The organism is Bacillus clarus, assembly GCF_000746925.1.
GTDB lineage: Bacteria > Bacillota > Bacilli > Bacillales > Bacillaceae_G > Bacillus_A > Bacillus_A clarus.
The window spans coordinates 4,357,084-4,382,160 of the sequence record NZ_JMQC01000008.1; the positions used below are offsets into that span (position 1 = coordinate 4,357,084).

The window sequence follows — 25,077 nt, forward strand, 5'->3', positions numbered from 1 at the left end:
TATATTGTTTATGTTCTTATACATGTTTGCAGTTATAATGCATGACTTTACATAGATGACAAACATACATTTTCGTGATACTCCATCTATATTCATAAATTTAAGAGTAATCCTGTTATAAAAATCGTCGGTACATATTATAGTGCTATTCAATGGGTGTATATCAGTTACAGTCATATAGCTAGTAAGTAGATGACCGTCCTTAAAAGACAGTAACCGATAAGAAATTAAAATGTTATGAAGAGTTCACGTAATTTTATAAACAGAAATATAATGGGAAAATGCCGGTGATACATTTTTTTACGGTGACAAAATACAGAGAAAAGAAACTAGAAGAATTAGCAGCAAAGTACGATGTATTTATGAAGGTGTATGTAATAGAAGAAATATAAAAAAGTGCTAACAAGTTTGCAAACGAACTTGCTAACACCTATACAAAATAGACATAAAATATCGCTGATATGTCACTGGAAATAAAAGACTTATCTAAATAGATTATACTAATAAACGCCCATTATGATGATAACCATGATATACTGAATACAGTGCAAAGAAGCACTATTTGAAAAAGAGTGCAAGGAAAAGAGGAATCCGCTGAGGATTCCTCTTTTATTTTAACTAATATTTTTATGGGAAATCTTTTCTCACATATAATTTTCACATCAATTACGAATTATTGTAGAGGATGTAAGTGTATAAATATGACTGCTAACTTTAGTTGTAATAAAAAGAACTGGATACTCTAATTCCTAATGGTACCGGTATCTTTTATTTTGACGTTTGTATTCACACGTATTTTAGCTTTTGATAAAGCGTTCACCCAATCTTTTTTTACCTTTTTCCATTCTGGTTTTTTTATGGTTTACTGAATCCTAATAATCCAAAAGTTATTACTAAACTTTAATCCATTGCGCATTTCTTCCTTTTGAAACTAACTTAATATGGCCAAATAATTGTAAGGAGCTTAAAGCTTTACTGATTGTACTTTCGGCTATATCTGGATGGATACTACGGATACATTCTTTAGTAAAAGGGTGTTTTTGTTTTAGGATAAAATTTTGAATGCGTTCAACTTTAGTATTTTTACATATAGAATCTAGGATTGTAGCATGCAAGTCTCGGTAGGCCTCTAATATAATATTTAAAAACATTTTTAGCCAAAAACTAATATTATGCTCATCACAGTACCAATTAACTGAAGATTTGTATATGGAATCGTAATATTCTGACTCATTTCCCTTAATATATTTATCTAAACAAACATATTTTACAAATGTGTGTCCGCTTTTTACTAATAGTAATTGCATTAACATAAGCGCTAGCCTACCATTTCCTTGACTAAAAGGGACTATGCAATAAAAATTTAATATAAAACGAGCGATTAATAAAAGGGAATGTAGTTCCTTATTATTGTTTAAAGAATTGTATTGATCACATAATTGTTCCATAGCCTGTGGAATAAGCTCATGTGGGAGAGGACGATAACTACTTGTATGCATCCCATTTTCCGGGATTCCTGGGATGGAAAATGGTTTTTTGCGCCATTTTGCACTATCAGAGGTACTATAATGTATTAATTGAAAATGCAATTCTTGTATAGTTTCTGGACTAACTGATAAAGTACAAGATCTTTTATGTACAAGGGACAGAGTTTGGAAATAACAAAAAATAGCATCTTCTTCGATGTTTTGAGGCACTATATCATCTAAAATAAGTTCTTTTAATCTTTTATTTGGAACTTTTATATCTTTATATATAGTAGTAAAGTTTTTCGTGTAATGCAAAGGTATAGTCTTCTCTAAATTAATGAATATATCAGGCCTTTGTTCTTGATAGGCGGATAATCTTCCCTTGTATTCACTAATTTCACTTACTAAGTTTATTAATTTTCTTTTAAGCCCAATATTTTTGTACTTGTCTTCAAAAAAATTTCTCATTTTTTCCCCCCGGTACTACCCCTTAACTTGTTGCTACATAAAATCATTCATTTTAAAGATATATTACAATAACAATATTGAGTGATGCTATAGTTTTTTTACTTTTTAATTTATTTTAGATTTTTTATTGTTATGTAAATATGAACCCTCATAGAGACATATAAAAATTACGTTTGTAGTAAAGTTGATTTGGTGCAGATAAAAATGAATAATGAAAATTCAGTTGGATTTTATCGTGTAATGAGAAAGATAAGATTTTAGAATGATATTTTTTTGCGGAATGAATCAGCATATCTTACTGTTTTCTTAGCGGGATTTAAACCATCTTTACTAAGAAATAACGAATCATTATAAGTAAAGAATGTGTAAATAGAGGGTAAATATCATTGTTAACGAATTTTAATAGACATAATCCTAACACTAAATATATAAAGTTACAATAAAAAATTAAAAAATTCTAAAAATAACGACTTTTATCGACAAAGTGGATAAGGTAGAAAAGGAGTTTAAATAAGGACATTTTTAGATTTGAGAGATAGTATTATCACATGAAAAACTTCAAATTAATTATGAATTTTTTTGAAGAGCAATTAAAGCGGTAAATATGATACGTATCTGTTAAGAATATTTGTAACAGAATCTAATAAATATGAACATTTATATGAATTTATTTAACTTTAATATGATTTTTTGTTTCAATTATAGTATTTTCGATACGATGTTACTATGTTTATAGAGTATATATAAGGGTTTCAAGATACTAAACTCGCTTCTAAAGGTTGTTAATGAGTGTTTTGTCTGAAAATTGAAAAAAGATGTGTATATACTTATCATTGTAAAGGTATATATAATACATTTTAATTTTCTGATACTAATAATCTGACTTTCTACAATAATGTTCGGTGTCAGCATTTAAAAGGTTATATATCATACTTTAAAAAGGGGGAAGTAAAACTATGAACATGAAACGTAAAATAATAATGGCAACCGCTCTTACCGCAACATTAGCTACAGGTGTATTACCGTCTAACTCAGCATTTGCTGCTGAAAAAGAGGCTCCTATTCAGCAAGTGGGATCACAGGTTAGTATTCAACCGTTTGCACAGAATAATTTGGAGACAGCCGTTCATGCCGCATTAAATGGTCCGGAAGTAAAAAAAATAAAAGTATTTGAGCATGAATTTAATGTGAAAGAAATAGAAGTCGTGGATCGAGGCACAGAGGGGAAAGATGTATATGGACAAATTTCTCATCATTTAAGCTTTCGCCCGGATGATCAATTTTATTATAAATTTACAAAGAAAGATGGAAAGGTAACAGGTTTTGAATTTCATATTGATAGAGGTGGTTGGACACCAGTAATGGCTCCTCTTTTATCCATCGTTGCTGCGTATAATGGGATCCCTGTTAATCCGAATGATTTAAACAAACTTGGTCAAGAGCTTGGTGCACTTGTTGATGGAAGATGGGAGTATGCAGCACAATCTATTGCTACTGCAGTTAGTTTAAGTTTTAATGAGAAGTAGGTGTACGTAAACAATATATTACTATAGTAGGAGTTTATGTGATGCGAAAAAAGGTTTTGTTTAGTCTATTGTGTGGAGGGACACTGTTCATAAGCAGCCCTTTTATTGCAGCTTCTGAAACGAACATATCTCAATCTTTGGCACATCAGCCACACCCTTCCGATTTTTTAGCTACTTTACAATTTGATGGAATGGACTGGCTTGATTCTGGAGAGAAAAATTTTCCACATGCTTTTCGATTTCAAACGTATGATCTAGATATTGAACATAATAAAGAAAATGAAATAAAGTTTCAAATTGGACAATCTTTATTTGGAAGTGGCACAACAGGATGGAAAAATAGAGGGCCGAATGATCAAAGACCGGCTGTATACTTTCACTCGGTAACAAAAGAAGATTATGAGGTCTATCAATATTGGCTGTATTATGCAGATAATGATTGGATTAACAATCATGAACATGATTGGGAAAAATATTTCGTTTATTTGAAAAATGGAAAGCCAATGTATGTTTTATTATCTACCCATAATAATTACAGTATAAAGCCCTGGCCAGATATTCCTAAGGACCAAAATCACCCATTAATTGGTGTAGATGGTGGGTCACATGCCATGAAATGGGCAGCTGAAGATGGTGTGCAAATTCGTTTTAATGGTGAAATTTCAAAGAATAATGGACGCTTAGATGTTGGAGATGGTTCCATCCAGCCATGGGTTATATACAGTAATGATTCTATAGAAGATGTCCAGTCCTATGCAACTATACCAGATATTTTCTATTATGGAGATCCAGCTTATAGTTGGAATTCTAATGAATATGGAGATCCTCGCGATGCTCCATGGAAAAGAAGCGAATGGAATGATCCGCCTCAGATAAGGTTTAGTGCGAAAATCAGTTAATAAAGACATACTCATACTTAGTCTGTTCAATTCCAGGTTATTCCGTGCTTTCAAACAAGTTATGTGCAAATTAAATTTCTGAATTGTCTAAGTAATTTAATGGAATGAAAAAAAGAGTAGAGAGTTAGAAGTATTCGTTTCGAATTAAGTTTTAATAAAGAAGTTACTACATTTAATGCAAAAAAGGTTTACCATAAAATAAATATGGTAAGCTTTTTTTGTAGATGATGCCTATGAAATTGGTGATATTATAGAAAACAAATGCGGGCGTTGTTATTACAACAGTACGGATGAAGAACTTCTTGAGAATGTTCGTATTTATAGACAGTTCAGTATAATCAGAAAGGAAATGAAAGTTACAGCTTCTTGTGAAGTCAGATATCATGGTTCAACAAATGTTGTAGGTAATTCAGCTGAAGATGTTGCTTTAGCTAATGTAAAACTGAGCGAAAGGGCAGCGAGAATATAGCGTTTATCTTTCCAAATTGATAGAGCATTAAGTCGCTTTAGCAAGAATCAAAGAGACATCATTGTAAAGCGATATTTAGAAGATCAAGAAGTTTTTAATTAAATGGTTTATAATGAAATTGGTATGAGTGAACGTACATACAGACGTCATAATTCTAATGCTTTCTTTAAGCTAGCTTTTGCTCTTAGATTAGAAGTATATGAGAAGGAAGAGCATTATGGAGGGGAATATCAATGAATTTCGTTCAGCTAATACGTGACACAGAGCAAATACAACAGATTAAAGAATATCTGAGGGAAAACAATGAGTGTAATTATATTTTGTTTGTAATGGGGATTAATACAGGTTTGCGGATCAGTGATATTTTAAAACTAAAGGTTAGTGATTTAAAATATAGCAATATCCTTTTTGTTTTTTGTATTTTACAGTTACACAAAATATAAGATATGGGTAACTCGTTAGAGAGAAGTGAATAAGAGTTGGAGTATCACCAGGACAATATGGATTACAACACTAAATATATTATCCTGACGACTACCTCAATTTTCACTTTACATTTAAAGGTGTTACCAAAATTAGTAGAACGATGTGAGGGGAGTACCGGTTATGAAATTCTGTTAAATAATTTATTTGATTGTGTTGTAGAAACTGTAATAGATATTTAGGGGTTATGTTATTATTGTTTTTTCTTTTTTAAACTACGAAATCAACGTAATGGAATACCATGGAGGGATCTGCAACAATAAGGCCAGGATTTGTAGGATTAGAAAGGCCTGATCCACCAACCACCTCGATTTCAAGTTTTCCACGTAATGGACGTTCTCCTACTAAATAATCCCCTGTAGATTTTACATGAAGGATTCCATTTACAACAGAGCTAATATCAAATTCTAACCGAGTACAACTTATTGGTGGTATAACAGTTAAACCAAGACCTTCAAGAAAAGGCTTTTCATTCTCAGTAGTTATAAAGGGAAGTGGGACATCTTCAGGTGAAAGTTGTTGAGCAGGACAATATTCAATTACAACATCCGCCTTCAGCGGTATGTTTGTTGGATTTTTAATAATGATTACAAGTCGATTGTTTGGTTGTCCAACGGCAGCATTCAATGGGACAAGAAATGGTCCTGTAGTAATTGTAGACTTTTTATGATGACATGTTGATATGTGACTTGGCATAAAATCATCTCCAATTAAAATATAATACTTTCTGTACATCTTATTAAAATTAAACAATCACTGTACAGGCGGTTGTAGTATAAGAAGCATAGAATTATCGTAAATTTGACCACACAAAAATTATGAAAAAGGATTGCGGACTCACTATGATGTTACGAAACATCTTGGTGGTACAGATCATGAGGATCCGCTTGATTACTTATGTAGTCATGGCGTTTCTGAATCTCAATTCCGTGTCGATGTGCAACGGGCATATAATAATTCTAGTGTTGAAGTTTCTGTTCCAGAAAAGCCTTCTAAACCAGCAAAAGTTCCAACAACTGTAACTGATGGCGTGGCTTATATTGAGGGATACAACGTTAATTTAAGTAAAGGGCCTGATACAAGCTATTCTAAAATTCGTCAGCTAAATAAAGAAGATACTATATTTTTTAATTCATCAAAGTTGTTACCACTGTTACTAATTTTTGTTTTGTTGAAAACATAATATAAATCCCCCTTATATTTTATTCCTACACCATCACCTTTCTATTTTCGTGTATATAAAGCTTTTTTCGAATCCCTATATTTAACAATTTCGTTGCGATTGATCCATAAATGTTTATATTACCCGTTATTTAGAAATAATTCGTGTTATAATTTACCAGGTGAACTGTTATTGTTCCTTTCATCTCTTGATGATTGTTTGACCCTTCTTCATTTGAAATAAGTATGAATGTATTGGTGAAGAGAGAATGTATTCTCTATTCTTTTTTTATTGCAATATTCTTTGGCGATTTTGGGTACATTAAATATGCATAGTATTTTAGTTTACATATATTTCGTTTTTGCATTATCGAACCAAGTATTAGGAGGCTATTTATGATGAAAAACTGTACAGCATTACTCATTATTGATGTACAGGTAGGATCATTTGAGGAGAACAAGGTACTGTATAAAGAAACAGAATTATTAAAAACCATTCAACAATTGGTGTCTAAAGCTCGTTCTGTTACAGCTCCTATTTTTTATATGAAGTTTAACGGGAAACAAGGTTCTTTACTTAGACGAGGAACTCCAGGATGGAAAATTCATGAAGCGATTGCGCCGACTAAACATGACAGTGTTCTTGAAAAAAATCACCCTGATTCCTTTCATAAAACAAATCTTCAACAAGAACTGGAAATAAGGAATATAAAACAAATTGTTATAGCGGGAATCCAATCTGAAATTTGTATAGATGCAACATGCCGGCGTGCGTTTAGCTTAGGGTATGATGTTACTCTTGCAGAGGATGGACATAGTACATATGACTCTATAGTATTATCTGCGCCTCGAATTATTAAGCATCATAATGATATACTAGCTCAATGGTTTGCTGACGTGAAAAAAGCAAGAGACATTGAATTTTAGCTATATTGCTGTCATACTGGGAGTGAAATTTCAATCTAGAAATACTGAAAGTGCATCAGTACAACTGCTAGTACTGACAGGGATATTACTAATCCATGTAACCGAAGCATTAGGGATTATTACATAAGGAGCATGATTAGGTACGTTTTTATGATTCTCTATCTTGACAGGATAAAGGTGTGGTAGGTGCTATAGATGCAAGTCCGGGATTCACAATCGATGCAAAGGTAAAGGTGAATGATTCACCACAATACAAAGTGTGTAATAGTAAAACATTTTATATTATAGTAAGTTCAACTTATGTTTCTGTAAAGTAAATAATAAATCAACCTCCACCATCACCATGTTCCACTAGTGTCATTATGGGACTTTGAGTTTTTTCTGTTGGGATATATATTCCTAAAACTAATGTAAAAGCTGCTAAAATCCCGATTAAGTTAATCGTTGTCTTCTTCATTTCAATGCTTTCTTATCAAGAGCTTTTTGTCGTGTCTTCGAGCCTAAATAAAAATATTTACTAGCTTTCGAATGCATGTCCTCTTGATAGAATTTAATTGCTAAATCTTCTTGATATTCTTGTATATACTCATATATTATTTTAATTTGTTATATTCATAATCTATTTTAATTAACGTATCCGTTAAAGGTAATGAGAAATCCCAAGAATCCATTACGGCTCTTGCGAAAGAGGGTTTGTACAGTGCAGGTGACATCTTGGATTTCATCTGTAATAATTTATTGTAGATTTTTTCTAAAAAGGGAATACTTGCTACCCTTCCTACTCCATTTTTATACGTATCTATTTCTTTAGAAATTTCTAATAATCCTTTGTCAATCAATTTTTCTACCTTTATGGTTCTATCAGTTTGTCCAAATTGTCTATGTACCATTGTGTTTGTCCCTTGATCCTTGCTCAAATTGAGGTCCTGCTTTTCCTTCAATCATAACAGTACCTGGTTCCATTTTGGAGGTAATGCTAAATTTTCACGATTGATGAGAGGGTTAAAGCTCTCAAAAACATAACGTCCTTTTGGCCAGGCATTGACTTCATCGTAAAAGCGAATTCCATAGGTAGAATCATTTGCTGTTCTAAGCTGGATGATCCCCTTCTCAAAAGACTCTAATATTTGTTTTCTAAAATGGCTGGGGTGCCAGTAGATTGGGTTCTGGTGCAAAAATCATTTGATAGAGGCATAGAAACCTGCATAGACTGTTCAATGGTAGATTATGATGCAATTCCAAATAATTTATGTATGAATCTAACTTCATTTTGGGCAGACTTCACCTGTAAGTGAAGTTGTCCTTTTTTCATCATATGCATGGTTTCAACGCCACTCAATATAGAAGTGGCTGTTTCATATGACTTGAATCCTAACATAGAACGTACACGTTTCTTAATGAAACGGTGATCTTGTTCCACTATATTATTGAGATATTTAACTTGCCTTAGTTGTATGCCTTCAGGCATACGTTTCTCTTCTTTTAATTCTTGAATTGCTACAGCATAGGCAGGGTTCTTATCTACTGTTATTACGCGAGGTTTACAAATATGAGAAGCAGCCAAGGATTTCTTGAAAAAGCGCTTGGCTTGATGGTGTAGGAAAAGTTGACTTAAATGTTCTAAATGGAGACAAGCCATTATCTTGGCTTATTGGTGGTAATGAACTAAATCCAATTAACCCAATTGATCCAATTCAGCCTATTCAAAAAGAGGGAATTGGACATGCAACATCGAGATACGATGATGGTTATGGTGTGAATCTATATGAAAATCCTGCTGATCCTACTTTTGCAGGACGTATTACACAAAAAATCCCTTACTTAATCCATAAAGGATACTGTGGTGGTGGAGAAAAAAATATGCTCTGCCTTGGAAATGAAAAACAGTGGGCTTACCTAAAACATTTTGATGTCCAATGGTTCTATGCATACACTAAATATTGGTCAGGGTATCAAATCCGAACTTACGATGGACCGAACGGCAATGACACTGGTTTTGTGGATGGAAGTAAGCCATATCAATTGTTTAATAGACAAGATGGGCATATTGATATTGGTGGTAATCGTTGGATTCGTGAGGAACATGTAATCATTAAGTAATAGGTGGTTTCAAAAGTACACAACAACAAAGGTAAAACATACTATGTAACAGCAAATGAAGCCCATGTGTATGTAAAGTAAGAGTTGCAAAAGAGCATCCACTTAAATAATAATTTTTAATTTAAATCAACAAAAGAGACCTCACATTTGAGTTCTCTTTTGTTGATTATTCTCCATATGTAACTTTCTCTTCACTTACTCTAAGCTAGATAACATGGCTCATTGAAATATCCAATCCTAAAGAAAAATTTTTCTTCAAAAAGTTCTTTTCATGCCCTCAGAATCTAGCAAAATAGACTAAATCAATTTTTATAAATTGCGATAAATTCACTAGGAATCGCATCTACTAACCAAACTTTTTCATTTCCTAAATAAAATTTAATGCCTTCTTCTCTAGCTTTTTCAGTATTAACTCCTAAAATAACAGGATGCTTATCTTTTCTTTTTCCCACTAATTCAGCAGTTGCAATATCTTCAGAAAGATGGACATATTGTCTAGACATAGGTGATAGCCCATTGGATTCAATAGAATTTAAAAAGCGAGGAGATGTACCATGATAAAGGAACTTAGGTGGAACGCCTTCTTCCTTTACTATTTTTATGGGAACAGAATGTCCATACAACGCACGAATTTTATTTTCTTTTAGCTCATGTCTTTTTTTCTCTGATTTCTCAATCATTATTTTTAAATCCTCTATCTTCACATCTCTCCATTCAATTGATTGATGAAGCGCGTGTAAAAGTTGGTCCACAGACACCCAACCATTTTCATCTAATTCCAATTCGTATTCCCACGGAGCATGACGTAAAGCATAAGATACTTCTTTACTTAAATTTGTATAGAATTTTTGTTTATTCAATTTCTTCACTCCGATTGTAATCAATCATTTCTTTCATAGCAAATTCAACCCACTCCCAAAAATCACCAAACTCTTTTCTTTGTTCAAATCCTTCTGAAGTAAAATCATGAATTAGCTGTACTTTATTTCCTTTTCCAATTTCAAAACATGCTATATCATCGTTGTCATCTCTTCTAGCAAAAGGAATTAAACTTCGTCTGGGATACCTTTCCTTTAAATCATGATATCTCCTAGTAGCCTGTCCAGATTCAATTAAATACCATACATCAAAATCAACTAAATTCAATTCGATCAATTTTTGGTAAGATTCAGGATATATATATATATCTTTATCAACGTAAAACTTTTCCATAGCTATAGCACTTCTTTCTATTATATGTTTGTCCTTGTAGAACAGTATCAATTGCAAAAGCGTCAATCGACTGAATGGCTTGTTCCATACCTTGAATGGTAGCCGTACATACAGCATTCATGCTTTGAGTTTGGCTTTGTACTTCTCCCAAATACATATTTAAACTCATGCATTGACCTCCCTTGCTAATTGTTGTTGCTGGTAGGATAGGTCGTCTTCTAAATCACTAAGGTCTCGTCTTTCTTTAAGCAATGTTTCTTTTTGGTTTTCTAATTCGAATGTAAGTTTTCGCTCAATATATTGTGCATCTTGACTCATATTCATAAAAAACAATGACATTTCTCTATCTCTATGCCAAGTTCCTAAAATACGGTCAAACAAACGATGGTTTTGATTTTTCCATACATGAAAATCCTCTTCTACTTGTTCCTGTGTTTGAATCGCAGATTGATTCCGATTCTGTTCTTCAAATACACTTCGTAATTTTTGATTTAATTGATTCATTTGTTTTTCAATATCTTGACTCATCTTTTTCCTCCTACCGTTTTACTTTACGTAGGTTATCACATTAGCGAAAAATATTTTGAAGTTCGTGATCCATTCTCTCAAATTCTTTAGCTACCGTATGAATGTTATCGACCGCTTGTTGAAAGGCGGCGGAAAATTGTTTCGTCAAATCTAAAAATTGTTGGTTCGCTTCTTGTGCTTTTGAATTAACAGAAAGCGTAGTACGCGTCGCTTTTTTTATAGAGCGATTTGTTGCACTTTGGATGGTATCCGACGCTGCTCTCATCTGCGTAGCGATTTGTTGTGCCGATTGAAAATTACTTTGAAATTGTCCCATTGTATAAACCCTTTCTATATTTCTATGAACGTATTAAAGAAGGGGAGTGCCTAGTATGTATGTCCATTATCCTATTGTTCTTTATAGGAACTCTCCTGGGAAAATATTGCAGATATAATTATAACAATAAATGGTTAAAGTTTCCTCGAAAAAATGTATTTTACAACATATGTGTTTGTTATAGTTCTCAATAGGTAATGTAGTATAACGTAGAGGTAAAACACGAATGGGAAAGTAATATATTGATGCTAATGATTTATATTATGCTGTATGGGCTGAAAAGGACGGTTGGTTAGACCTTGGTGGAGAGCAATGGATTAAGAACGATCCATCCTATGTGAAGTTTAATAAGAAAAGTACAGTGGATTCTTCTATTGTAGCGAAGCGTGTTGTTTCTAAAGTTAACAATCTACGTTTTTATGATGCACCATCTTGGCAGGATAAAGATGGTGCAGGCTCTGTAGATACAAATGTATACTCCCTGTGATATTATTTGTGTCCCTAGTTATGACTCTTCGTCACTTGAACCAACTCATCTAAGACATCTTCCTTAGAAGAAATTGCTTCAGTTATCGTAGACATTCCTTTTAAATAATCACTATGCGTTTTATCGTCTACGTTTGATAATGTCAACTCAATACCTTCACGCATAGTCTCCATATTAAACCCTCAACGTTTGGGGGCTTTTTTATGCTTCCATAAACTTACTATCGAAATAGAACTTGTCCATTAAGTTATTTACAATCCCACGGTAATACCTATTTATCAAGGTGATTGTAATACAAAATTTATTGTGGGAATTTATGTTGAATGAATGGTTTTTAAAATGAAAATCGACCTAGTACAGTTTAATTAAAAGGATATTATTTGCTCACATTTTGCTCACAAATAATATAAAAACACATGAAAAAATATGAAATTCTTTTTTAAAATAGAATATAATATAACAAATAAAAAGTGTCACAAACGCTTGTATAACAGGCATTTGTGACACTTTTATAGTTTTGTTAAAAATAAAATGGACAAACTTAAAACTGCTCATTCTTCTCCCAAGACTCTACAATATAATGAGCAATCGTCGGGTTGAATCCTTTTCCAACTAAAAACATAATCGCAGCGACTTCTGTTAAAGCATGGCGGTGAGATGTATGTTTCGCTTCGTTTAGACCATAGTCTACCCAAGGTTTTACGAAATCTAGTACAGGTTTTTTAAAAGGTAGAAATTGTGTGCCAACGACTTGTTGAATTTGTTGTTGCGTTGGCTCAGTAATAGGTCCTGGTGGCAATATTTGAGGTTGAGTCGGATCGGTTGTTGGTCCTGGTGGTAATATTTGTACTTGTGTTGGATCGATTGTTGGTGGAGCTGGTGGTGAGACGCGTGGGTTATAGTTTGGCTGGTACATTTGTGGTTGTTGATAAGGCTGTTGTTGCGTTACATACGGATTACCTTGGAACTGTTGTTCTTGAGCATGTTGAGGTGCATATGGATTTTGTGAGTATTCAGCTTCATGAGTTTGATGTGGCGCATATGGATTTTGTGAGTATTCAGCTTCATGAGTTTGGCGTGGTGCATATGGATTTTGTGAGTATTCAGCTTCTTGAGTTTGATGTGGTGCATATGGATTCTGTTGGTACTCAGATTCTTGAATTTGTTGTGTGTCATAAGGGTTTTGCGGATAATCAGGCTCTTGGGATTGCTGTGTTAAGTATGGATTTTGTTGGTATTGATATTGATCTTCCAGCTCTCCGTATGGCGCCGCATATCGTTGCTCTTGATCTTGAGGATAATATGGTTGATGTGGGTAAGGCTGTTGATTATTATAGAACATTTTTATTTCCTCCTTCATGATGATGCCTACCACCTAGTGTATGGGCGGACAAGAAAACATGTGATGAAAAAATGAGAGCGTGTTACAATAAGAAATTGGGTGAAGATAAAATGATAAAACAAGAACAAATTCAAAAAACGGTAACTTTCGTAAAACATATTTTAGAAAAAGATGCGAGTGGGCATGATTGGTATCATATTGAGCGTGTACATAAATTAGCGGTTTCTTTATCCGAGCAAGAAGGGGGAAATCGTTTTATAATTGAAATGTCAGCATTACTTCACGATGTAGCAGATGAAAAGTTAAATGAGAGTGAAGAAGCTGGTATGAAAAAAGTTTCAGACTGGCTAGAGGAATTAGGTGTGGAACAGGAAGAAAGTAATCATATTCTCCATATTATTGCGAATATGTCTTTCAAAGGAGGACATGGCGGGAAGCTGGAATCGCTGGAAGGAAAAATTGTTCAAGATGCAGACCGTTTAGACGCTCTTGGGGCAATTGGAATCGCTCGAACTTTTGCTTATGGAGGAGCAAAAGGAAGATTAATGTACGATCCGAATATTCCGCCTCGTGAAGTAATGACAAAAGAAGAGTATCGAAAAAATAATGATCCATCTTTAAATCATTTTTATGAAAAGCTTTTAAAATTGAAAGATTTAATGAATACGGATGCTGCTAAACGAGAGGCTGAAGTTCGTCATCGTTATATGGAAGAATTTATTGAACAATTTATGAAAGAGTGGAATGCACAAATATGAAAATGTTAACAGTGGAAAACGTATCAAAATCATATGGAGACCAACCGTTATTTGATGGATTGTCATGTAGTATTGCAGAAGGACAACGCGCAGGGATTATTGGTGTAAATGGTACTGGTAAATCAACATTATTAAAAATTATTGCAGGGGTAGAAACTCCTGATACAGGTGATATGACCCATTCACGTGGGTATACAATTAGTTATTTATCACAACAGCCAGATTTTGATGAAAAATTAACAGTACTGGAGCAAGTATTCCATGGGGATACACCGTTAATCCGTCTTCTTCGTGAATATGAACAAGCGCTATTAAACATAGAAAAAGACCCAAGTAATGAAAAGGTGCAAGAGCAATTATTCGCTATGCAGCAACGTATGGATGCGATGAATGCATGGGAAGCGAATGCCAATGCAAAATCACTTTTAACGAAATTAGGAATTACAGATTTCACTGCAATTGTTGGGAATTTATCTGGTGGACAGAAGAAACGTATTGCGATGGCACAATGTTTTATTGAGACGCCTGATTTATTAATATTGGATGAGCCTACGAACCATCTTGATCATGAGACAGTTGAATGGCTAGAAGAATATTTATCTCGATATACAGGAGCGGTATTACTTGTAACCCATGACCGTTATTTCTTAGATCGCGTTACAAATCGTATTTTTGAATTAGACAATGGTAAGTTGTATAGCTATGAAGGGAACTATAGTACATTTTTAGAGGCGAAAGCACTTCGTGAAGAACAAGAGTTAGCGCAAGAGTCAAAACGTCAAAATCTATATCGTCGTGAACTTGCATGGATTCGTCGTGGTGCCAAAGCTCGTTCTACAAAACAAAAGGCACGTATTCAGCGCTTTGAAGAACTAAAGGGGCAAGAAGGACCAGCAGCGAAGCAATCAGTTGATATTGCGCTTAGTGGAAGTCGTTTAGGAAAGAAAGTACTTGAGTTAAAAGATGTAACGAAAAAATTCGGTAATAAAACGGTATTGCATAACTTTAATCATATTGTGAAACCAGGCGATCGTATTGGGATTATTGGAGCGAACGGTAGCGGGAAATCATCTCTATTAAATATGCTTGCAGGTAAGCTAGCTCCTGATAGTGGTGAAATTGAAGTTGGACAAACTGTAAAAGTTGCTTATTATACACAAGAAAATGAAGAGATGAATTTAAATCAAAGAATGATTGAATATATTAAAGAGATTGCAGAAGTTATTCATACGACAGATGGAAAAGTAATCGGAGCATCCCAAATGCTTGAGCGCTTCTTATTCCCAACTCATTCACACGGAACACCACTTGGTAAACTATCTGGTGGTGAAAGAAGACGTTTATACTTATTGCGTATATTAATGGGAGAACCGAACGTATTATTACTTGATGAACCTACCAATGATCTAGATACACAAACATTAACAGTGTTAGAAGATTATTTAGAAGATTTCCCTGGTGTCGTTCTTACTGTATCGCATGACCGTTATTTCTTAGATAAAGTAGTAGATGAGTTATTTATCTTTACTGGTGAAGGCGAAGTAAGGGAGTTTTTGGGCAGTTACACTGATTATTTAGATATGCAAAGAACGAAAGAAATAATTGAGAAAGCAGAAGTGCAAAAGGAGAAGAAAGTAGAAGAAGCACCGAAGCAGCAACGTAAGCGTAAACTTTCTTATCATGAACAGCGTGAATGGGAAACGATTGAAGATACAATTGCAGCACTTGAAGAGAAGCTTGAAGCAATTGGAGAAGAACTAGCGAATGTCGGTTCTGATTTCACAAAAGCGCAAGAACTATCTGAAGCAGGGCAGAAAACAGAGGAAGAGTTAGAAAAAGCGATGGAACGTTGGAGTGAACTATCTGACATCGTTGAAGGTTTAAAATAAAAACAAGCTGCATATATTGAAATGTAAAGAGAAAAACTTTACACTGTTGGTAGAACTTATTTTAGGAGGGAAAAAATGAGAACATCTAATCCAATGTTGAAAAAAGAGGCATTCCGTAAAGAGGGAGCGAGCGCTTCTGCGATGACTATCGGCGGAACGGTAGGAAAAACGTTTATTATGCTTATTCTGCTTCTTGCGACGTCTGTCTATTCATACATACAGATGATGCAGGGTACGATGAAAATGCCAGTGTTAATTGGTGCTTTAGTAGTTGCGGCAATCATTGCATTTGCGTCTATATTCTTCCCGCGCATGTCACCTATCGGTGCGCCGATCTATGCGGCAGTAGAAGGGATTGTGCTTGGTAGTATTTCAGCGGTTTATACAATGAAATTTGGCGATTCTATCGTTTTAAACGCTGTATTATTAACAATCTCAATTTTATTTGCGATGTTAGTGTTATACGCAACTCGTGTAGTAAAAGTAACTGATAAATTCCGTACAGGTGTTATGGCAGCGACAATGGGAATTATGGTTATGTATTTAATCGTGTTCCTACTAAATATGTTTGGTGTTACAGTTCCATATATTCACCAAGGTGGAACAATCGGTATTATCATTAGTGCAGTTGTTATTGTAGTTGCTGCATTAAATTTATTACTAGATTTCGATTTAATCGAAAGCGGTGCACGTAGCGAAGCTCCGAAATATATGGAGTGGTATAGTGCAATGGGTTTAATGATGACACTAGTATGGCTATACTTAGAAATTCTTCGTTTCGTTTCTTATTTTACGAAGAATGACTAACAAAAAAATCCTGCATGAAACATGCAGGATTTTTTATTTTTCAGATTTAAAGGATTTGATGTTTAGAGTGAAATTATTTGGGGGAATATGGTGTAATCTAGATATTAGAGGCTTGTAGTGAAGAGGGAAGAGGCTATGGTGAAAGCAAAGAAAGGGCTTTTAAAAAAACTATTAGGGAAAAGCTTTTATATAGAGTTAGAAGACGCTTTGACATACCCATCGGCCCAAACTATTTGTGAGACTATAGAAAAATACGCTGCGGAGTCTAGAGAAAAGCTGGAATTTAAAAGTAGAGTAAAGTCAATTCATTTTCATTTAGAAAATACACGGTACCGTGCCGAAATACGAATGGCTCGTGGAGGATATTATATATCTTGCAGTGAGCTATGAGTAAAATATTTTAAAAAACACTACGTGATTGAATCATGCAGTGTTTCTTTTTTTATTTTATTAGATTTAAAGTTATTATTTTCTTTTAGAAATATACCATTTCGTATTTTTTACCTATCACTTATTATTCTATACAATAAAGAAAAAATGTGAGGTGGTATAACTATGATGAATCGAGTTGTATTAATCGGAAGGTTGACAAAGGATCCAGAATTATACTACACAAAACAGGGAATTGCATATGCACGAATATGTGTGGCAGTAAGTAGAGGGTTTCGAAATAGTTTAGGTGAACAACAAGCAGATTTCATTTACTGCGTAGTTTGGAGAAAATCTGCTGAAAATGTATCAGAGTATTGTCAAAAGGGATCTCTTGTTGGAATTACTGGCCGTATTCATACAAGTAATTATGATAATGAACAAGGGGAGAGGAGATATAGAACAGAGGTGGTGGTTGAGAGGATAACGTTTTTGGAGAGAAAGAGGGAAGGCGCTTCACAGTAAAGGTTTGGAGTTTTTGAATACTTTTCAATTCATTTTCTACTAAGTAACTCGATTTAATGATTTTAAATACTGCATGTTTCATTAACTCACGATGTTCAGTAAGTCGAGATAATAAATCTCCTAAAACGAGTCTGATTCGCTCTTTCGGATGTGCAACATTTTGATAAGTTTCTAGGCTTTTATTCCATAGTTCGATTTGTGAATCTCCTAAAAATAATAAAAGGTGCTCTTTTCTTTATAGTTTTAGAGCAATGAGGTGAAAATAGAAGAATTGAATATGTATACTACATTATTTTTAAATTTTTGAATTAGACTACAAGTATTATTAATAAAAATAAGCATCCAAGTAGGAGCATACCAATAGAACATGTTACAATACAGCTAAGAACACGCAATAAAGGAGAGTATATTTACGTGAAGATTAAAGCAATTGAACCGACGCCAAGTCCTAATACAATGAAAGTTATTTTAAATGAAGTATTACCAGCAGGAGCACGTAATAACTATACAAATGAAAATGCAGAGCAAGCGCCAAAACAAGTGCAGGATATTATAAAAATTGAGGGCATTAAAGGTGTATACCATGTAGCAGACTTTTTAGCAGTTGAACGAAATGCAAAGTATGATTGGAAAGTATTATTGCAACAAGTACGTACTGTATTTGGAGAAGAAGTAGTAGAAGAAAGTGAAGAGCAGCAACTTTCGCATTTTGGTGAAGTGAAAGTATTTATTCAAATGTTCTTTACTATCCCGATGCAAGTGAAATTAACGGATGGGACAACTGAAGAGCGAGTTGGCTTACCGGATCGTTTTAAAGAATCGATTATGAAAGTACAAATGTCTGCACCTAACGTTGTGAAAGAGCGTAAATGGGTAGAGCAAAGCACACGTTACGGTAACTTTGAAGAAATCGGAAAAGAAGTAGTAGAAGAAATTGTAGCTGCTTATTCAGAAGAACGTGTTGATCAAACTGTAAAAGAATTATTAGATCAAGCGGGTGCTGTAGAAGTAACGATACAAAAGCGTGAACCATATAAAGTAACAGAGGAAATGATGGCTGATTCTGATTGGAAAAAACGCTACGTAGCACTTGAGCAAATGGATCCTACTGAAGAAGATATTCCAGTGTTGAAAAAGGCGTTGGAAGATGAAAAAGTATCTATTCGCCGCCTCGCAACAGCGTACTTAGGTATGGTAAAAGGTGATGAAGTGTTGCCGTTATTATATAAAGCGTTATTAGACCGTTCTGTAAGTGTGCGCCGTACAGCAGGGGATTGCTTATCAGACGTAGGTGATTCAGCAGCGATGTTCGTTATGATCAAATCATTGAAAGATCCAAGTAAATTAGTACGCTGGCGTGCAGCAATGTTCCTATTTGAACTTGGTGATGAGAGTGCAATCCCAGCTTTACGCGTAGCACAGGATGATCCAGAGTTTGAAGTGGCGATGCAAGCGCGTTTAGCTTTAGAACGTATTGAAGGCGGCGAAGAAGCGAAAGGTTCTGTATGGAAGCAAATGACGGAGTCTCGTAAAGGAGAATAATTGGATGATTGTTTTCTATGATAGTTGGTGTCCGATGTGTACAGCAGTAGCAGATCGTACGAAGAAACTTGATAAAAAAGGCAAGATGAAATTTGTTTCATTTCGAGATGAAGATGTAGTTGATCAATACGAACTTTCTGAAGGATTGCAGAGCAAGATGGAACAAAGACTGTATATTTTAAAAAACAATAAATGGTACGACGGTATTCATAGTATTTACGTATTAGCGAAGGCAGTCCCATCTTATTGGTTTGCAGTTCCTTTTATTAAGCTATCGATAGCATTTGGATTTGGAAGTAAAGTATATGATTATATTGCTAATAATAGAAAACTTGTACCAGTTGGCCATTGCCAGAAAGGGGTTTGTGAAATCCCTGTAAAAAAATGAAGCCACCGCTATCTTTCTTTTGCACCTATTAATAGAGCGTGATATGATGAATTTGGAATGAAAGTTGAAGGAGAGATTACAAGATGTCAAATGCATATGAAGAATACATGCGTCAAATGGTAATTCCAATGCGCCAAGAGTTAGTGCGTTCTGGATTTGAAGAGTTAACTACAGAAGAAGCTGTAACAGAATTTATGGAGAACGTAACAGGTACGACATTAGTTGTTGTAAACTCTGTTTGTGGTTGTGCAGCTGGTTTAGCACGTCCGTCAGCAGGCCAAGCGGTTGTACGTGCTGAAAAACAACCTGATCATCTTGTAACTGTATTTGCAGGTCAAGATAAAGACGCTACTGCGAAAATGCGTGAATACTTCGGAGAAATTCCTCCATCTTCACCATCTATGGCGCTATTGAAAGGGAAAGAAGTTGTTCACTTCATTCACCGTCATGAAATTGAAGGCGCAACAATGGACGAAATTATTACAAACTTAGAACAAGCTTTTGAAAAGAATTGCTAAAGAAGGGGGAGAGTAAATCTCCCTCTTTTCTTTATATAGAGGTGAAAATATGATTGTAACAACAGCAGGACGAACAAATAAGGAAATGACAGACTATACAAAAAAGGTAGCAGAAGAACTAAATAGTTCTTTTGTTATACGTAATGATCTACCTGTGTACAAATTACATGAGCAGTATGAACAAGACGTTCTTGTCGTAGGAAAGAATCGATTAGCTATTTATCCAAAAGGTACGGAAGAGTCGTTTTTCTTTCATCCAAACTCAGCGATGTTTCGTGTGAAAAGATTAATGCGAGGGGAACATGATCCATTTGTTCAAGCTGCAAAATTAGAGAGTGGAATGACAGTATTAGATTGTACACTCGGCATGGCATCAGACAGTATTGTAGCTAGTTATGTCGTTGGTGAAAGCGGAAAAGTAACAGGACTTGAAGGAAATGAATATATGGCTTATATCATGAAGAAAGGTTTGCAAACATGGTCTTCAGCTGTTCCAGAAATTGATGAGGCTATGCAAAGAATTCGTGTAAAGCAAACGGAACACTTCGCGTTTTTAAAACAATGTGAAGATAATAGCTATGACGTCGTTTATCTTGATCCGATGTTTGAAGAAACTGTCATCGAATCAGATGGAATTAGAGGACTAAAACACTTCGCTTTGTATCATGATATTACTGATGAAACGATTGCTGAAGCGAAGCGTGTTACGAGAAAGCGTGTCGTTTTAAAAGATCATTTTCGTAGCTCTAGATTTGAAAAGCACAATTTTCATGTGCAAAAAAGAAAAAGTGCAAAATTTCATTTTGGGGTAATTGAACCTTGCTAATTGTTTGAAAAGATGTATAATAAGCAATAATCAATTATATATACTGTCGTAGATGAAGAGAGTAGTCCTGTTCAGAAGGAAAGCGAGCTAGGAATGGTGGGAGCCTAGTACGGAGAAGAGGATGAAGCGCACTTCGGAGATGCTGCTTGAACTAATAGTAAAGTAAGCCGAGGCCCCCTGTCCTCGTTATAAACGGGAAAGTGGTTCGAAATGAACAACAAGGGTGGTACCACGGGTTAAAACTCGTCTCTTTTTTAGAGACGAGTTTTTTGCGTATAAAAAAATAAGGAGGTTGTAATATGGAGTATAAAATTCAGTTTGCGAAAAGTTTATCAAATATTATTACGAACGAATTAACGCAAAATCAAATTTTAGATTTAATTGAAACACCGAAACAAGATGAATTTGGGGATGCGGCATTTCCTTGTTTTTCACTTGCAAGACAATTTAAACAGGCGCCAGCTGTTATCGCAAAGGAAGTTGCGGAGAAGTTAAATAACCCGTTTTTTACGAAAGTAGAGGCTGTAGGTCCTTATGTGAACGTATTTTTTAATCGTCACACTGTAAGTGATCATGTGTTAAAAACGATTTTAGCGGAGAAAGAAGAGTACGGTCAAAATCATTTTGGGCATGAAAAAACGGTAGTTATCGATTACTCTTCACCAAATATCGCAAAGCCGTTTTCAATGGGGCATTTACGCTCGACGATGATTGGAAATTCATTAAAGCATATCGCTGAAAAATGTGGATATGAAGTTGTAGGAATCAATTACATTGGAGATTGGGGAACGCAGTTTGGAAAGTTAATTACTGCATATAAAAAATGGGGAAATGAAGAAGTTGTTAAAGAGGATCCAATCCGTGAATTATTTAAGTTATATGTTCAGTTTCATGAAAAAGTAAAAGAATATCCAGAGCTAGAAGAAGAAGGGCGCTCATGGTTTAAGAAATTAGAAGAAGGTGATGAAGAAGCAGTCCAGCTGTGGAATTGGTTCCGTCATGAATCTTTAAAAGAATTCTCTCGTATTTACGAGCTTCTTGGCGTAGAATTTAGTAATTTTCAAGGAGAAGCTTTCTATAACGATAAGATGGAAGACTTTGTTGAAATGTTAGAGGATCAAGGTTTACTTGAAGAATCAGAAGGCGCGTTAGTCGTTAATTTAGAGGAAGAAGGTATGCCGCCTTGTTTAATTAAAAAATCGGATGGTGCTACCATTTACGCAACGCGTGACTTAACAGCTGCTTTGTATCGTCAAAACACATATGAATTTGATAAAGCGTTGTATGTAGTAGGGCCCGAACAAAGCTTGCATTTTAATCAATTTTTCACGGTATTAAAAAAGCTTGGCTATAACTGGGTGGATGGTATGGAACATGTACCGTTCGGATTCATTTTAAAAGATGGTAAGAAAATGTCCACACGTAAGGGCAGAATCATATTGTTGGAAGAAGTACTTGAGGAAGCGGTTGCACTTGCGAAACAAAATATTGAAGAGAAAAATCCAAATTTAAAACAAAAAGAAGAAGTTGCAAAACAAGTCGGTGTTGGCGCAGTCATTTTCCACGATTTAAAAAATGAGCGTATGCATCATATCGAATTCTCATTAGAACACATGTTAAAATTTGAAGGAGAAACAGGGCCGTATGTACAATATACACACGCGCGTGCTTGTTCGATTTTAAGAAAAGAAAGTGTGGAATTTGAAACGTGTAATTTTGAATTAAAAGACGATTACAGTTGGAGCGTAATAAAACTGCTGAATAAATTCCCACAAGTAATCGAAACAGCCTTCCATAAAAATGAACCATCACATATTTCAAAATACGTATTAGATGTTGCGCAAGCATTTAATAAATATTACGGTAATGTTCGTATTTTAGAAGAAAATCAAGAGAAGGAAAGCAGACTAGCACTTGTTTATGCAGTAACAGTTGTATTAAAAGAAGGTTTACGTTTACTTGGAGTAAGTGCTCCAGAGGAGATGTAATATAGAAAATACTATGTGTTTATGTGCAATGACAACGATTCACGTTACTATAGTAATAAATTGAAGATGGTAAATACAAAATAAAGCGTAATATATTAACAAAATGACAAATCGGGTGTACCACTAATCCGGTTTGTCATTTTGTTTTTTCCTGAATAAAATTCTTATTTAAAAGAAGAAGTATGCTACGAAGTTTAAGAACTCTATAATTTTGTTACCAAATCAATTAAAATATTATTAGAGAGGATGGTCCGTATTGATTCGAAGTTTCATATTACATATCCCTTGTCACAGAAAAGCCGAAAGGAGTTTTCTTAAACTACAAAAATACATCCCTTTATGTGCACGATGCACAGGTATGTTTATTGGTTTCTTTATGTTCCCAATTTATTTTTTAATAACACCTTCGTTTACTCTCTCATTAGTACTATCCTTTTCTGCTCAAATTCCATTATTCATCGATGGATTCACCCAAAGGTGGAAGTGGAGAAGTAGCACAAATTTGATCAGAGTAACTACCGGTATATTAAGCGGTAATGGTATGGGACTACTTATTTCATCTAGTATTATATGGATTCTATCTTAAACCATACATCGACGGAGGTATTTACATGTTCTGGATTTACTCAATTCTAATTCTCATTTCTGGTGGAAGTGGAATTGGTTTTATCATTCATGAAAAATATATAGAAGCAATAATAGCTTTTGTTATTTGCGCACTATTTATTGGATTGCTATATTTTTATCTTAAGAGAAATAAAAAAAAGAGAAATTCGGATTGTGGTGCTTTAGATTGTGCCGATTGTTCAGATTGTGATTGTAATGATTAAACTTCTACTTTTCTATATTTCTCTAGTAAGTAAAAAAGATTTGTATATCGTTAAAGATACGCAAATCTTTTTTATTTTAAAATTCTCCTACATGTACTTTTAATCCCGGTATATTTAATACTCTCTCGATTTCTTTTTTATCTTCTGTTTTAATAAAACTTTCCTTTTCGTGAGAACACGTTATTAACCATTCTTTTCCGGATTTAAAAAACGATAAATCTTCTGGTAAATCAGGAAATACCCATTCATATAAAGAATTAGATAATTCTTTCAGGACATTTTTAGCATTGTCATCAGCATAATAGAAATACACTTTTGCTGTTTGATTACCACCTAAAATAGTACTGGCCTACTCGGATTGCCCGTTCATTTCTTTAAATGAACCTTCTAGTTTCTTTAAAATAGGACCAAAAGAGTCTAACGGTCCCATATCATTTCTTAAAACGAAATGGAATTCATCACAAATGTCAAAAGCTAAATCTAATAAATCGGAATAAGGTTGTTGTTTCGGATTGGAATCAATTACTATCATGACTTCTCTCCTTTCTTTAACCTTATATAATAATCTTATTAATTGGGGTTATTATGAATAATATACAATTATTATCTTATCGAACCACTAACATGCACACAAGGTTTATCTTTATGATTGAAATCTTTAATTTTATTTTTTCCAGAATTAGTTTATCGAAAAGGCGGGGGAGATATAAAGAACATGTATTATTTAGTGGTTTTTAATTTGTGCTTAACTGTCCTAGAATTTTTTGAAAAGTGTAGGAATGTATCTATTATATGGAGAACTTTAGTTTTGTATATAAAAGGAGGCGTTAGAATTGGAAGAGTATGATTGGATTTTAATAAAGAAAAATAGGAGGATGGATTTTTCATTTGTAGATAATGTAGCGGTGTTTGAAGATTCTCCAGTTAATGAAGCAGCCATATTTCCAAGTAATCATTATGGAGTTTCGGTAGATATAGACATTGAAAGTACTAATAAAAATTTTAAGTGAAAACAAAAACAACCCTTTTAAATATCTTGAAAGGGTTGTTTTTGAACATATATGATATTTCACTAAATTAAACAAAATAAGTATAAAAATGACTGTTTTAATTATATATAGGCAGTAATTTGAATAATATTAACTATTATCGCTAATTATATAAGATTTTTGTTGAATACATATTATATGATGTGTAAAATCTAAGCAAGCAGATAAGAATACTGCTTACAGGTGCATAGTGTAAATAAT

General features: G+C 34.2%; 28 protein-coding genes, 13 pseudogenes and 1 other annotated feature. Of the genes and pseudogenes, 23 read left to right on the forward strand and 18 right to left on the reverse strand.

The genetic code is table 11. The features are described from left to right. Nucleotides 1-87: 87 nt before the first annotated feature. A pseudogene (locus DJ93_RS33905) lies at nt 88-234 on the reverse strand (YolD-like family protein); the annotation flags it as partial. On the opposite strand from DJ93_RS33905, the pseudogene DJ93_RS34880 reads away from it, so the two are divergent. Further along, nucleotides 213-392: pseudogene (locus DJ93_RS34880) on the forward strand (replication-relaxation family protein); the annotation flags it as partial. The pseudogenes DJ93_RS33905 and DJ93_RS34880 overlap by 22 nt on opposite strands. Nucleotides 393-742: 350 nt before the next feature. Here DJ93_RS34880 and DJ93_RS31175 read toward each other — a convergent pair. Next, a pseudogene (locus tag DJ93_RS31175) lies at nt 743-847 on the reverse strand (hypothetical protein); the annotation flags it as partial. Between the two features lie 46 nt (nt 848-893). Beyond that, the gene (locus tag DJ93_RS23255; RefSeq protein WP_042983461.1) at nt 894-1,937 is read right to left on the reverse strand and encodes a Fic family protein; all 1,044 of its coding nucleotides are present in this window, start codon (nt 1,935-1,937) and stop codon (nt 894-896) included. 956 nt (nt 1,938-2,893) lie between these two features. Between DJ93_RS23255 and DJ93_RS23260 the strand changes: the two genes are divergently transcribed. From DJ93_RS23260 to DJ93_RS23275, 4 genes and pseudogenes are all read left to right on the forward strand, one after another. After that, nucleotides 2,894-3,463 carry a hypothetical protein gene (locus DJ93_RS23260; protein WP_042983462.1) on the forward strand — a complete coding sequence of 190 codons (570 nt, stop codon included), beginning with the start codon at nt 2,894-2,896 and terminating at the stop codon, nt 3,461-3,463. A 41-nt stretch (nt 3,464-3,504) separates the two neighbouring features. After that, nucleotides 3,505-4,362 (forward strand): NPP1 family protein, encoded by an 858-nt coding sequence (locus DJ93_RS23265; protein ID WP_042983463.1) that lies wholly within the window; start codon nt 3,505-3,507, stop codon nt 4,360-4,362. Nucleotides 4,363-4,600: 238 nt separating this feature from the next. After that, nucleotides 4,601-5,068: pseudogene (locus DJ93_RS33910) on the forward strand (ArpU family phage packaging/lysis transcriptional regulator). Then, nucleotides 5,065-5,235 (forward strand): annotated as a pseudogene (locus DJ93_RS23275) (tyrosine-type recombinase/integrase); the annotation flags it as partial. The pseudogenes DJ93_RS33910 and DJ93_RS23275, both read left to right, overlap by 4 nt. Before the next feature lie 289 nt (nt 5,236-5,524). On the opposite strand, the gene DJ93_RS23280 reads toward DJ93_RS23275, so the two are convergent. Next, nucleotides 5,525-6,010, reverse strand: coding sequence for a hypothetical protein (locus DJ93_RS23280; protein ID WP_042983464.1), 486 nt, complete (start codon nt 6,008-6,010; stop codon nt 5,525-5,527). Nucleotides 6,011-6,134: 124 nt separating this feature from the next. On the opposite strand from DJ93_RS23280, the pseudogene DJ93_RS23285 reads away from it, so the two are divergent. Both DJ93_RS23285 and DJ93_RS23290 read left to right on the forward strand, forming a co-directional pair. Next, a pseudogene (locus tag DJ93_RS23285) lies at nt 6,135-6,434 on the forward strand (N-acetylmuramoyl-L-alanine amidase); the annotation flags it as partial. 437 nt (nt 6,435-6,871) lie between these two features. Then, nucleotides 6,872-7,402 carry a cysteine hydrolase family protein gene (locus DJ93_RS23290; RefSeq protein ID WP_042983466.1) on the forward strand — a complete coding sequence of 177 codons (531 nt, stop codon included), beginning with the start codon at nt 6,872-6,874 and terminating at the stop codon, nt 7,400-7,402. A gap of 325 nt (nt 7,403-7,727) precedes the next feature. On the opposite strand, the gene DJ93_RS34460 is transcribed toward DJ93_RS23290, so the two are convergent. The 4 genes and pseudogenes from DJ93_RS34460 to DJ93_RS23300 form a co-directional block, all read right to left on the reverse strand. Continuing rightward, a complete protein-coding gene (locus DJ93_RS34460; RefSeq protein WP_259300275.1) occupies nt 7,728-7,859 on the reverse strand; it encodes a hypothetical protein in 132 nt (43 codons plus the stop codon). Then, nucleotides 7,856-7,996 (reverse strand): annotated as a pseudogene (locus DJ93_RS33920) (tetratricopeptide repeat protein); the annotation flags it as partial. The gene DJ93_RS34460 and the pseudogene DJ93_RS33920, both read right to left, overlap by 4 nt. Beyond that, nucleotides 7,996-8,319 carry a hypothetical protein gene (locus DJ93_RS23295; protein ID WP_152569957.1) on the reverse strand — a complete coding sequence of 108 codons (324 nt, stop codon included), beginning with the start codon at nt 8,317-8,319 and terminating at the stop codon, nt 7,996-7,998. The pseudogene DJ93_RS33920 and the gene DJ93_RS23295, both read right to left, overlap by 1 nt. Nucleotides 8,320-8,627: 308 nt before the next feature. After that, nucleotides 8,628-9,020 (reverse strand): annotated as a pseudogene (locus tag DJ93_RS23300) (DDE-type integrase/transposase/recombinase); the annotation flags it as partial. Between DJ93_RS23300 and DJ93_RS23305 the strand changes: the two are divergent. Further along, nucleotides 8,996-9,502: pseudogene (locus DJ93_RS23305) on the forward strand (N-acetylmuramoyl-L-alanine amidase); the annotation flags it as partial. The pseudogenes DJ93_RS23300 and DJ93_RS23305 overlap by 25 nt on opposite strands. A gap of 12 nt (nt 9,503-9,514) precedes the next feature. Then, nucleotides 9,515-9,583, forward strand: a pseudogene (locus DJ93_RS34885) (N-acetylmuramoyl-L-alanine amidase); the annotation flags it as partial. 221 nt (nt 9,584-9,804) lie between these two features. On the opposite strand, the gene DJ93_RS23310 reads toward DJ93_RS34885, so the two are convergent. The 5 genes and pseudogenes from DJ93_RS23310 to DJ93_RS23330 all read right to left on the reverse strand — a co-directional run bounded on the left by DJ93_RS23310 (nt 9,805) and on the right by DJ93_RS23330 (nt 11,558). Further along, the gene (locus tag DJ93_RS23310; RefSeq protein ID WP_042983469.1) at nt 9,805-10,362 is read right to left on the reverse strand and encodes an RNA 2'-phosphotransferase; all 558 of its coding nucleotides are present in this window, start codon (nt 10,360-10,362) and stop codon (nt 9,805-9,807) included. Continuing rightward, entirely contained in the window at nt 10,355-10,714 is a 360-nt protein-coding gene (locus tag DJ93_RS23315; protein WP_000410660.1) for a hypothetical protein, read from the reverse strand. The genes DJ93_RS23310 and DJ93_RS23315 overlap by 8 nt, the downstream gene beginning before the upstream one ends. 4 nt (nt 10,715-10,718) lie before the next feature. Next, nucleotides 10,719-10,883: pseudogene (locus tag DJ93_RS33325) on the reverse strand (T7SS effector LXG polymorphic toxin); the annotation flags it as partial. After that, complete coding sequence (locus DJ93_RS23325) at nt 10,880-11,242, reverse strand: DUF3958 family protein (RefSeq protein WP_042983472.1); 363 nt, start codon at nt 11,240-11,242, stop codon at nt 10,880-10,882. The pseudogene DJ93_RS33325 and the gene DJ93_RS23325, both read right to left, overlap by 4 nt. Before the next feature lie 40 nt (nt 11,243-11,282). Continuing rightward, complete coding sequence (locus DJ93_RS23330) at nt 11,283-11,558, reverse strand: TIGR04197 family type VII secretion effector (protein WP_042983473.1); 276 nt, start codon at nt 11,556-11,558, stop codon at nt 11,283-11,285. Between the two features lie 262 nt (nt 11,559-11,820). Between DJ93_RS23330 and DJ93_RS23335 the strand changes: the two are divergent. Beyond that, nucleotides 11,821-12,033 (forward strand): annotated as a pseudogene (locus DJ93_RS23335) (N-acetylmuramoyl-L-alanine amidase); the annotation flags it as partial. A 26-nt stretch (nt 12,034-12,059) separates the two neighbouring features. On the opposite strand, the gene DJ93_RS32865 reads toward DJ93_RS23335, so the two are convergent. Both DJ93_RS32865 and DJ93_RS23340 read right to left on the reverse strand, forming a co-directional pair. After that, entirely contained in the window at nt 12,060-12,218 is a 159-nt protein-coding gene (locus DJ93_RS32865; protein ID WP_161785256.1) for a hypothetical protein, read from the reverse strand. A 368-nt stretch (nt 12,219-12,586) separates the two neighbouring features. Continuing rightward, a complete protein-coding gene (locus tag DJ93_RS23340) occupies nt 12,587-13,387 on the reverse strand; it encodes a PAT1 family protein (protein ID WP_042983474.1) in 801 nt (266 codons plus the stop codon). 110 nt (nt 13,388-13,497) lie between these two features. Here DJ93_RS23340 and DJ93_RS23345 point away from each other — a divergent pair, with 110 nt between their 5' ends. The 5 genes from DJ93_RS23345 to DJ93_RS23365 all read left to right on the forward strand — a co-directional run bounded on the left by DJ93_RS23345 (nt 13,498) and on the right by DJ93_RS23365 (nt 17,735). Next, a complete protein-coding gene (locus tag DJ93_RS23345; protein WP_042983475.1) occupies nt 13,498-14,145 on the forward strand; it encodes an HD domain-containing protein in 648 nt (215 codons plus the stop codon). Continuing rightward, nucleotides 14,142-16,034: an ABC-F family ATP-binding cassette domain-containing protein gene (locus DJ93_RS23350; protein WP_042983476.1), complete on the forward strand. Its 1,893-nt coding sequence runs from the start codon at nt 14,142-14,144 to the stop codon at nt 16,032-16,034. The genes DJ93_RS23345 and DJ93_RS23350 overlap by 4 nt, the downstream gene beginning before the upstream one ends. Before the next feature lie 75 nt (nt 16,035-16,109). Beyond that, nucleotides 16,110-16,841, forward strand: coding sequence for a Bax inhibitor-1/YccA family protein (locus DJ93_RS23355; protein WP_042983477.1), 732 nt, complete (start codon nt 16,110-16,112; stop codon nt 16,839-16,841). 135 nt (nt 16,842-16,976) lie between these two features. Beyond that, the gene (locus tag DJ93_RS23360; RefSeq protein WP_042983478.1) at nt 16,977-17,231 is read left to right on the forward strand and encodes a DUF4318 domain-containing protein; all 255 of its coding nucleotides are present in this window, start codon (nt 16,977-16,979) and stop codon (nt 17,229-17,231) included. Between the two features lie 165 nt (nt 17,232-17,396). Next, entirely contained in the window at nt 17,397-17,735 is a 339-nt protein-coding gene (locus tag DJ93_RS23365; protein WP_042983479.1) for a single-stranded DNA-binding protein, read from the forward strand. A gap of 4 nt (nt 17,736-17,739) precedes the next feature. On the opposite strand, the pseudogene DJ93_RS33925 reads toward DJ93_RS23365, so the two are convergent. Beyond that, nucleotides 17,740-17,970: pseudogene (locus DJ93_RS33925) on the reverse strand (TetR/AcrR family transcriptional regulator); the annotation flags it as partial. 179 nt (nt 17,971-18,149) lie between these two features. Between DJ93_RS33925 and DJ93_RS23370 the strand changes: the two are divergent. The 7 genes from DJ93_RS23370 to DJ93_RS23395 all read left to right on the forward strand — a co-directional run bounded on the left by DJ93_RS23370 (nt 18,150) and on the right by DJ93_RS23395 (nt 23,827). After that, nucleotides 18,150-19,277 (forward strand): conserved virulence factor C family protein, encoded by a 1,128-nt coding sequence (locus tag DJ93_RS23370; RefSeq protein ID WP_042983480.1) that lies wholly within the window; start codon nt 18,150-18,152, stop codon nt 19,275-19,277. 4 nt (nt 19,278-19,281) lie between these two features. Beyond that, on the forward strand, nt 19,282-19,665 hold the full coding sequence (locus DJ93_RS23375) for a thiol-disulfide oxidoreductase DCC family protein (protein ID WP_042983481.1): 384 nt from the start codon (nt 19,282-19,284) through the stop codon (nt 19,663-19,665). An 83-nt stretch (nt 19,666-19,748) separates the two neighbouring features. Then, nucleotides 19,749-20,183, forward strand: coding sequence for a BrxA/BrxB family bacilliredoxin (locus DJ93_RS23380; RefSeq protein WP_000063713.1), 435 nt, complete (start codon nt 19,749-19,751; stop codon nt 20,181-20,183). A 49-nt stretch (nt 20,184-20,232) separates the two neighbouring features. Beyond that, nucleotides 20,233-21,009, forward strand: a complete 777-nt coding sequence (locus DJ93_RS23385; protein WP_042983482.1) for a class I SAM-dependent methyltransferase — start codon at nt 20,233-20,235, stop codon at nt 21,007-21,009. A gap of 40 nt (nt 21,010-21,049) precedes the next feature. After that, nucleotides 21,050-21,263, forward strand: a binding site (T-box leader). Between the two features lie 45 nt (nt 21,264-21,308). Continuing rightward, the gene (argS, locus tag DJ93_RS23390) at nt 21,309-22,997 is read left to right on the forward strand and encodes an arginine--tRNA ligase (protein ID WP_042983483.1); all 1,689 of its coding nucleotides are present in this window, start codon (nt 21,309-21,311) and stop codon (nt 22,995-22,997) included. A 256-nt stretch (nt 22,998-23,253) separates the two neighbouring features. Further along, nucleotides 23,254-23,583, forward strand: coding sequence for a DUF2085 domain-containing protein (locus DJ93_RS31190; RefSeq protein ID WP_080743577.1), 330 nt, complete (start codon nt 23,254-23,256; stop codon nt 23,581-23,583). A gap of 25 nt (nt 23,584-23,608) precedes the next feature. Next, nucleotides 23,609-23,827 (forward strand): hypothetical protein, encoded by a 219-nt coding sequence (locus DJ93_RS23395; RefSeq protein WP_042983485.1) that lies wholly within the window; start codon nt 23,609-23,611, stop codon nt 23,825-23,827. A 76-nt stretch (nt 23,828-23,903) separates the two neighbouring features. On the opposite strand, the gene DJ93_RS33930 is transcribed toward DJ93_RS23395, so the two are convergent. Then, a complete protein-coding gene (locus DJ93_RS33930) occupies nt 23,904-24,140 on the reverse strand; it encodes a hypothetical protein (protein WP_241484312.1) in 237 nt (78 codons plus the stop codon). 36 nt (nt 24,141-24,176) lie between these two features. Beyond that, the gene (locus DJ93_RS33935) at nt 24,177-24,359 is read right to left on the reverse strand and encodes a hypothetical protein (protein WP_241484313.1); all 183 of its coding nucleotides are present in this window, start codon (nt 24,357-24,359) and stop codon (nt 24,177-24,179) included. 301 nt (nt 24,360-24,660) lie between these two features. Here DJ93_RS33935 and DJ93_RS32870 point away from each other — a divergent pair, with 301 nt between their 5' ends. Beyond that, complete coding sequence (locus tag DJ93_RS32870) at nt 24,661-24,837, forward strand: hypothetical protein (protein ID WP_161785257.1); 177 nt, start codon at nt 24,661-24,663, stop codon at nt 24,835-24,837. The last annotated feature ends 240 nt before the right edge of the window (nt 24,838-25,077 follow it).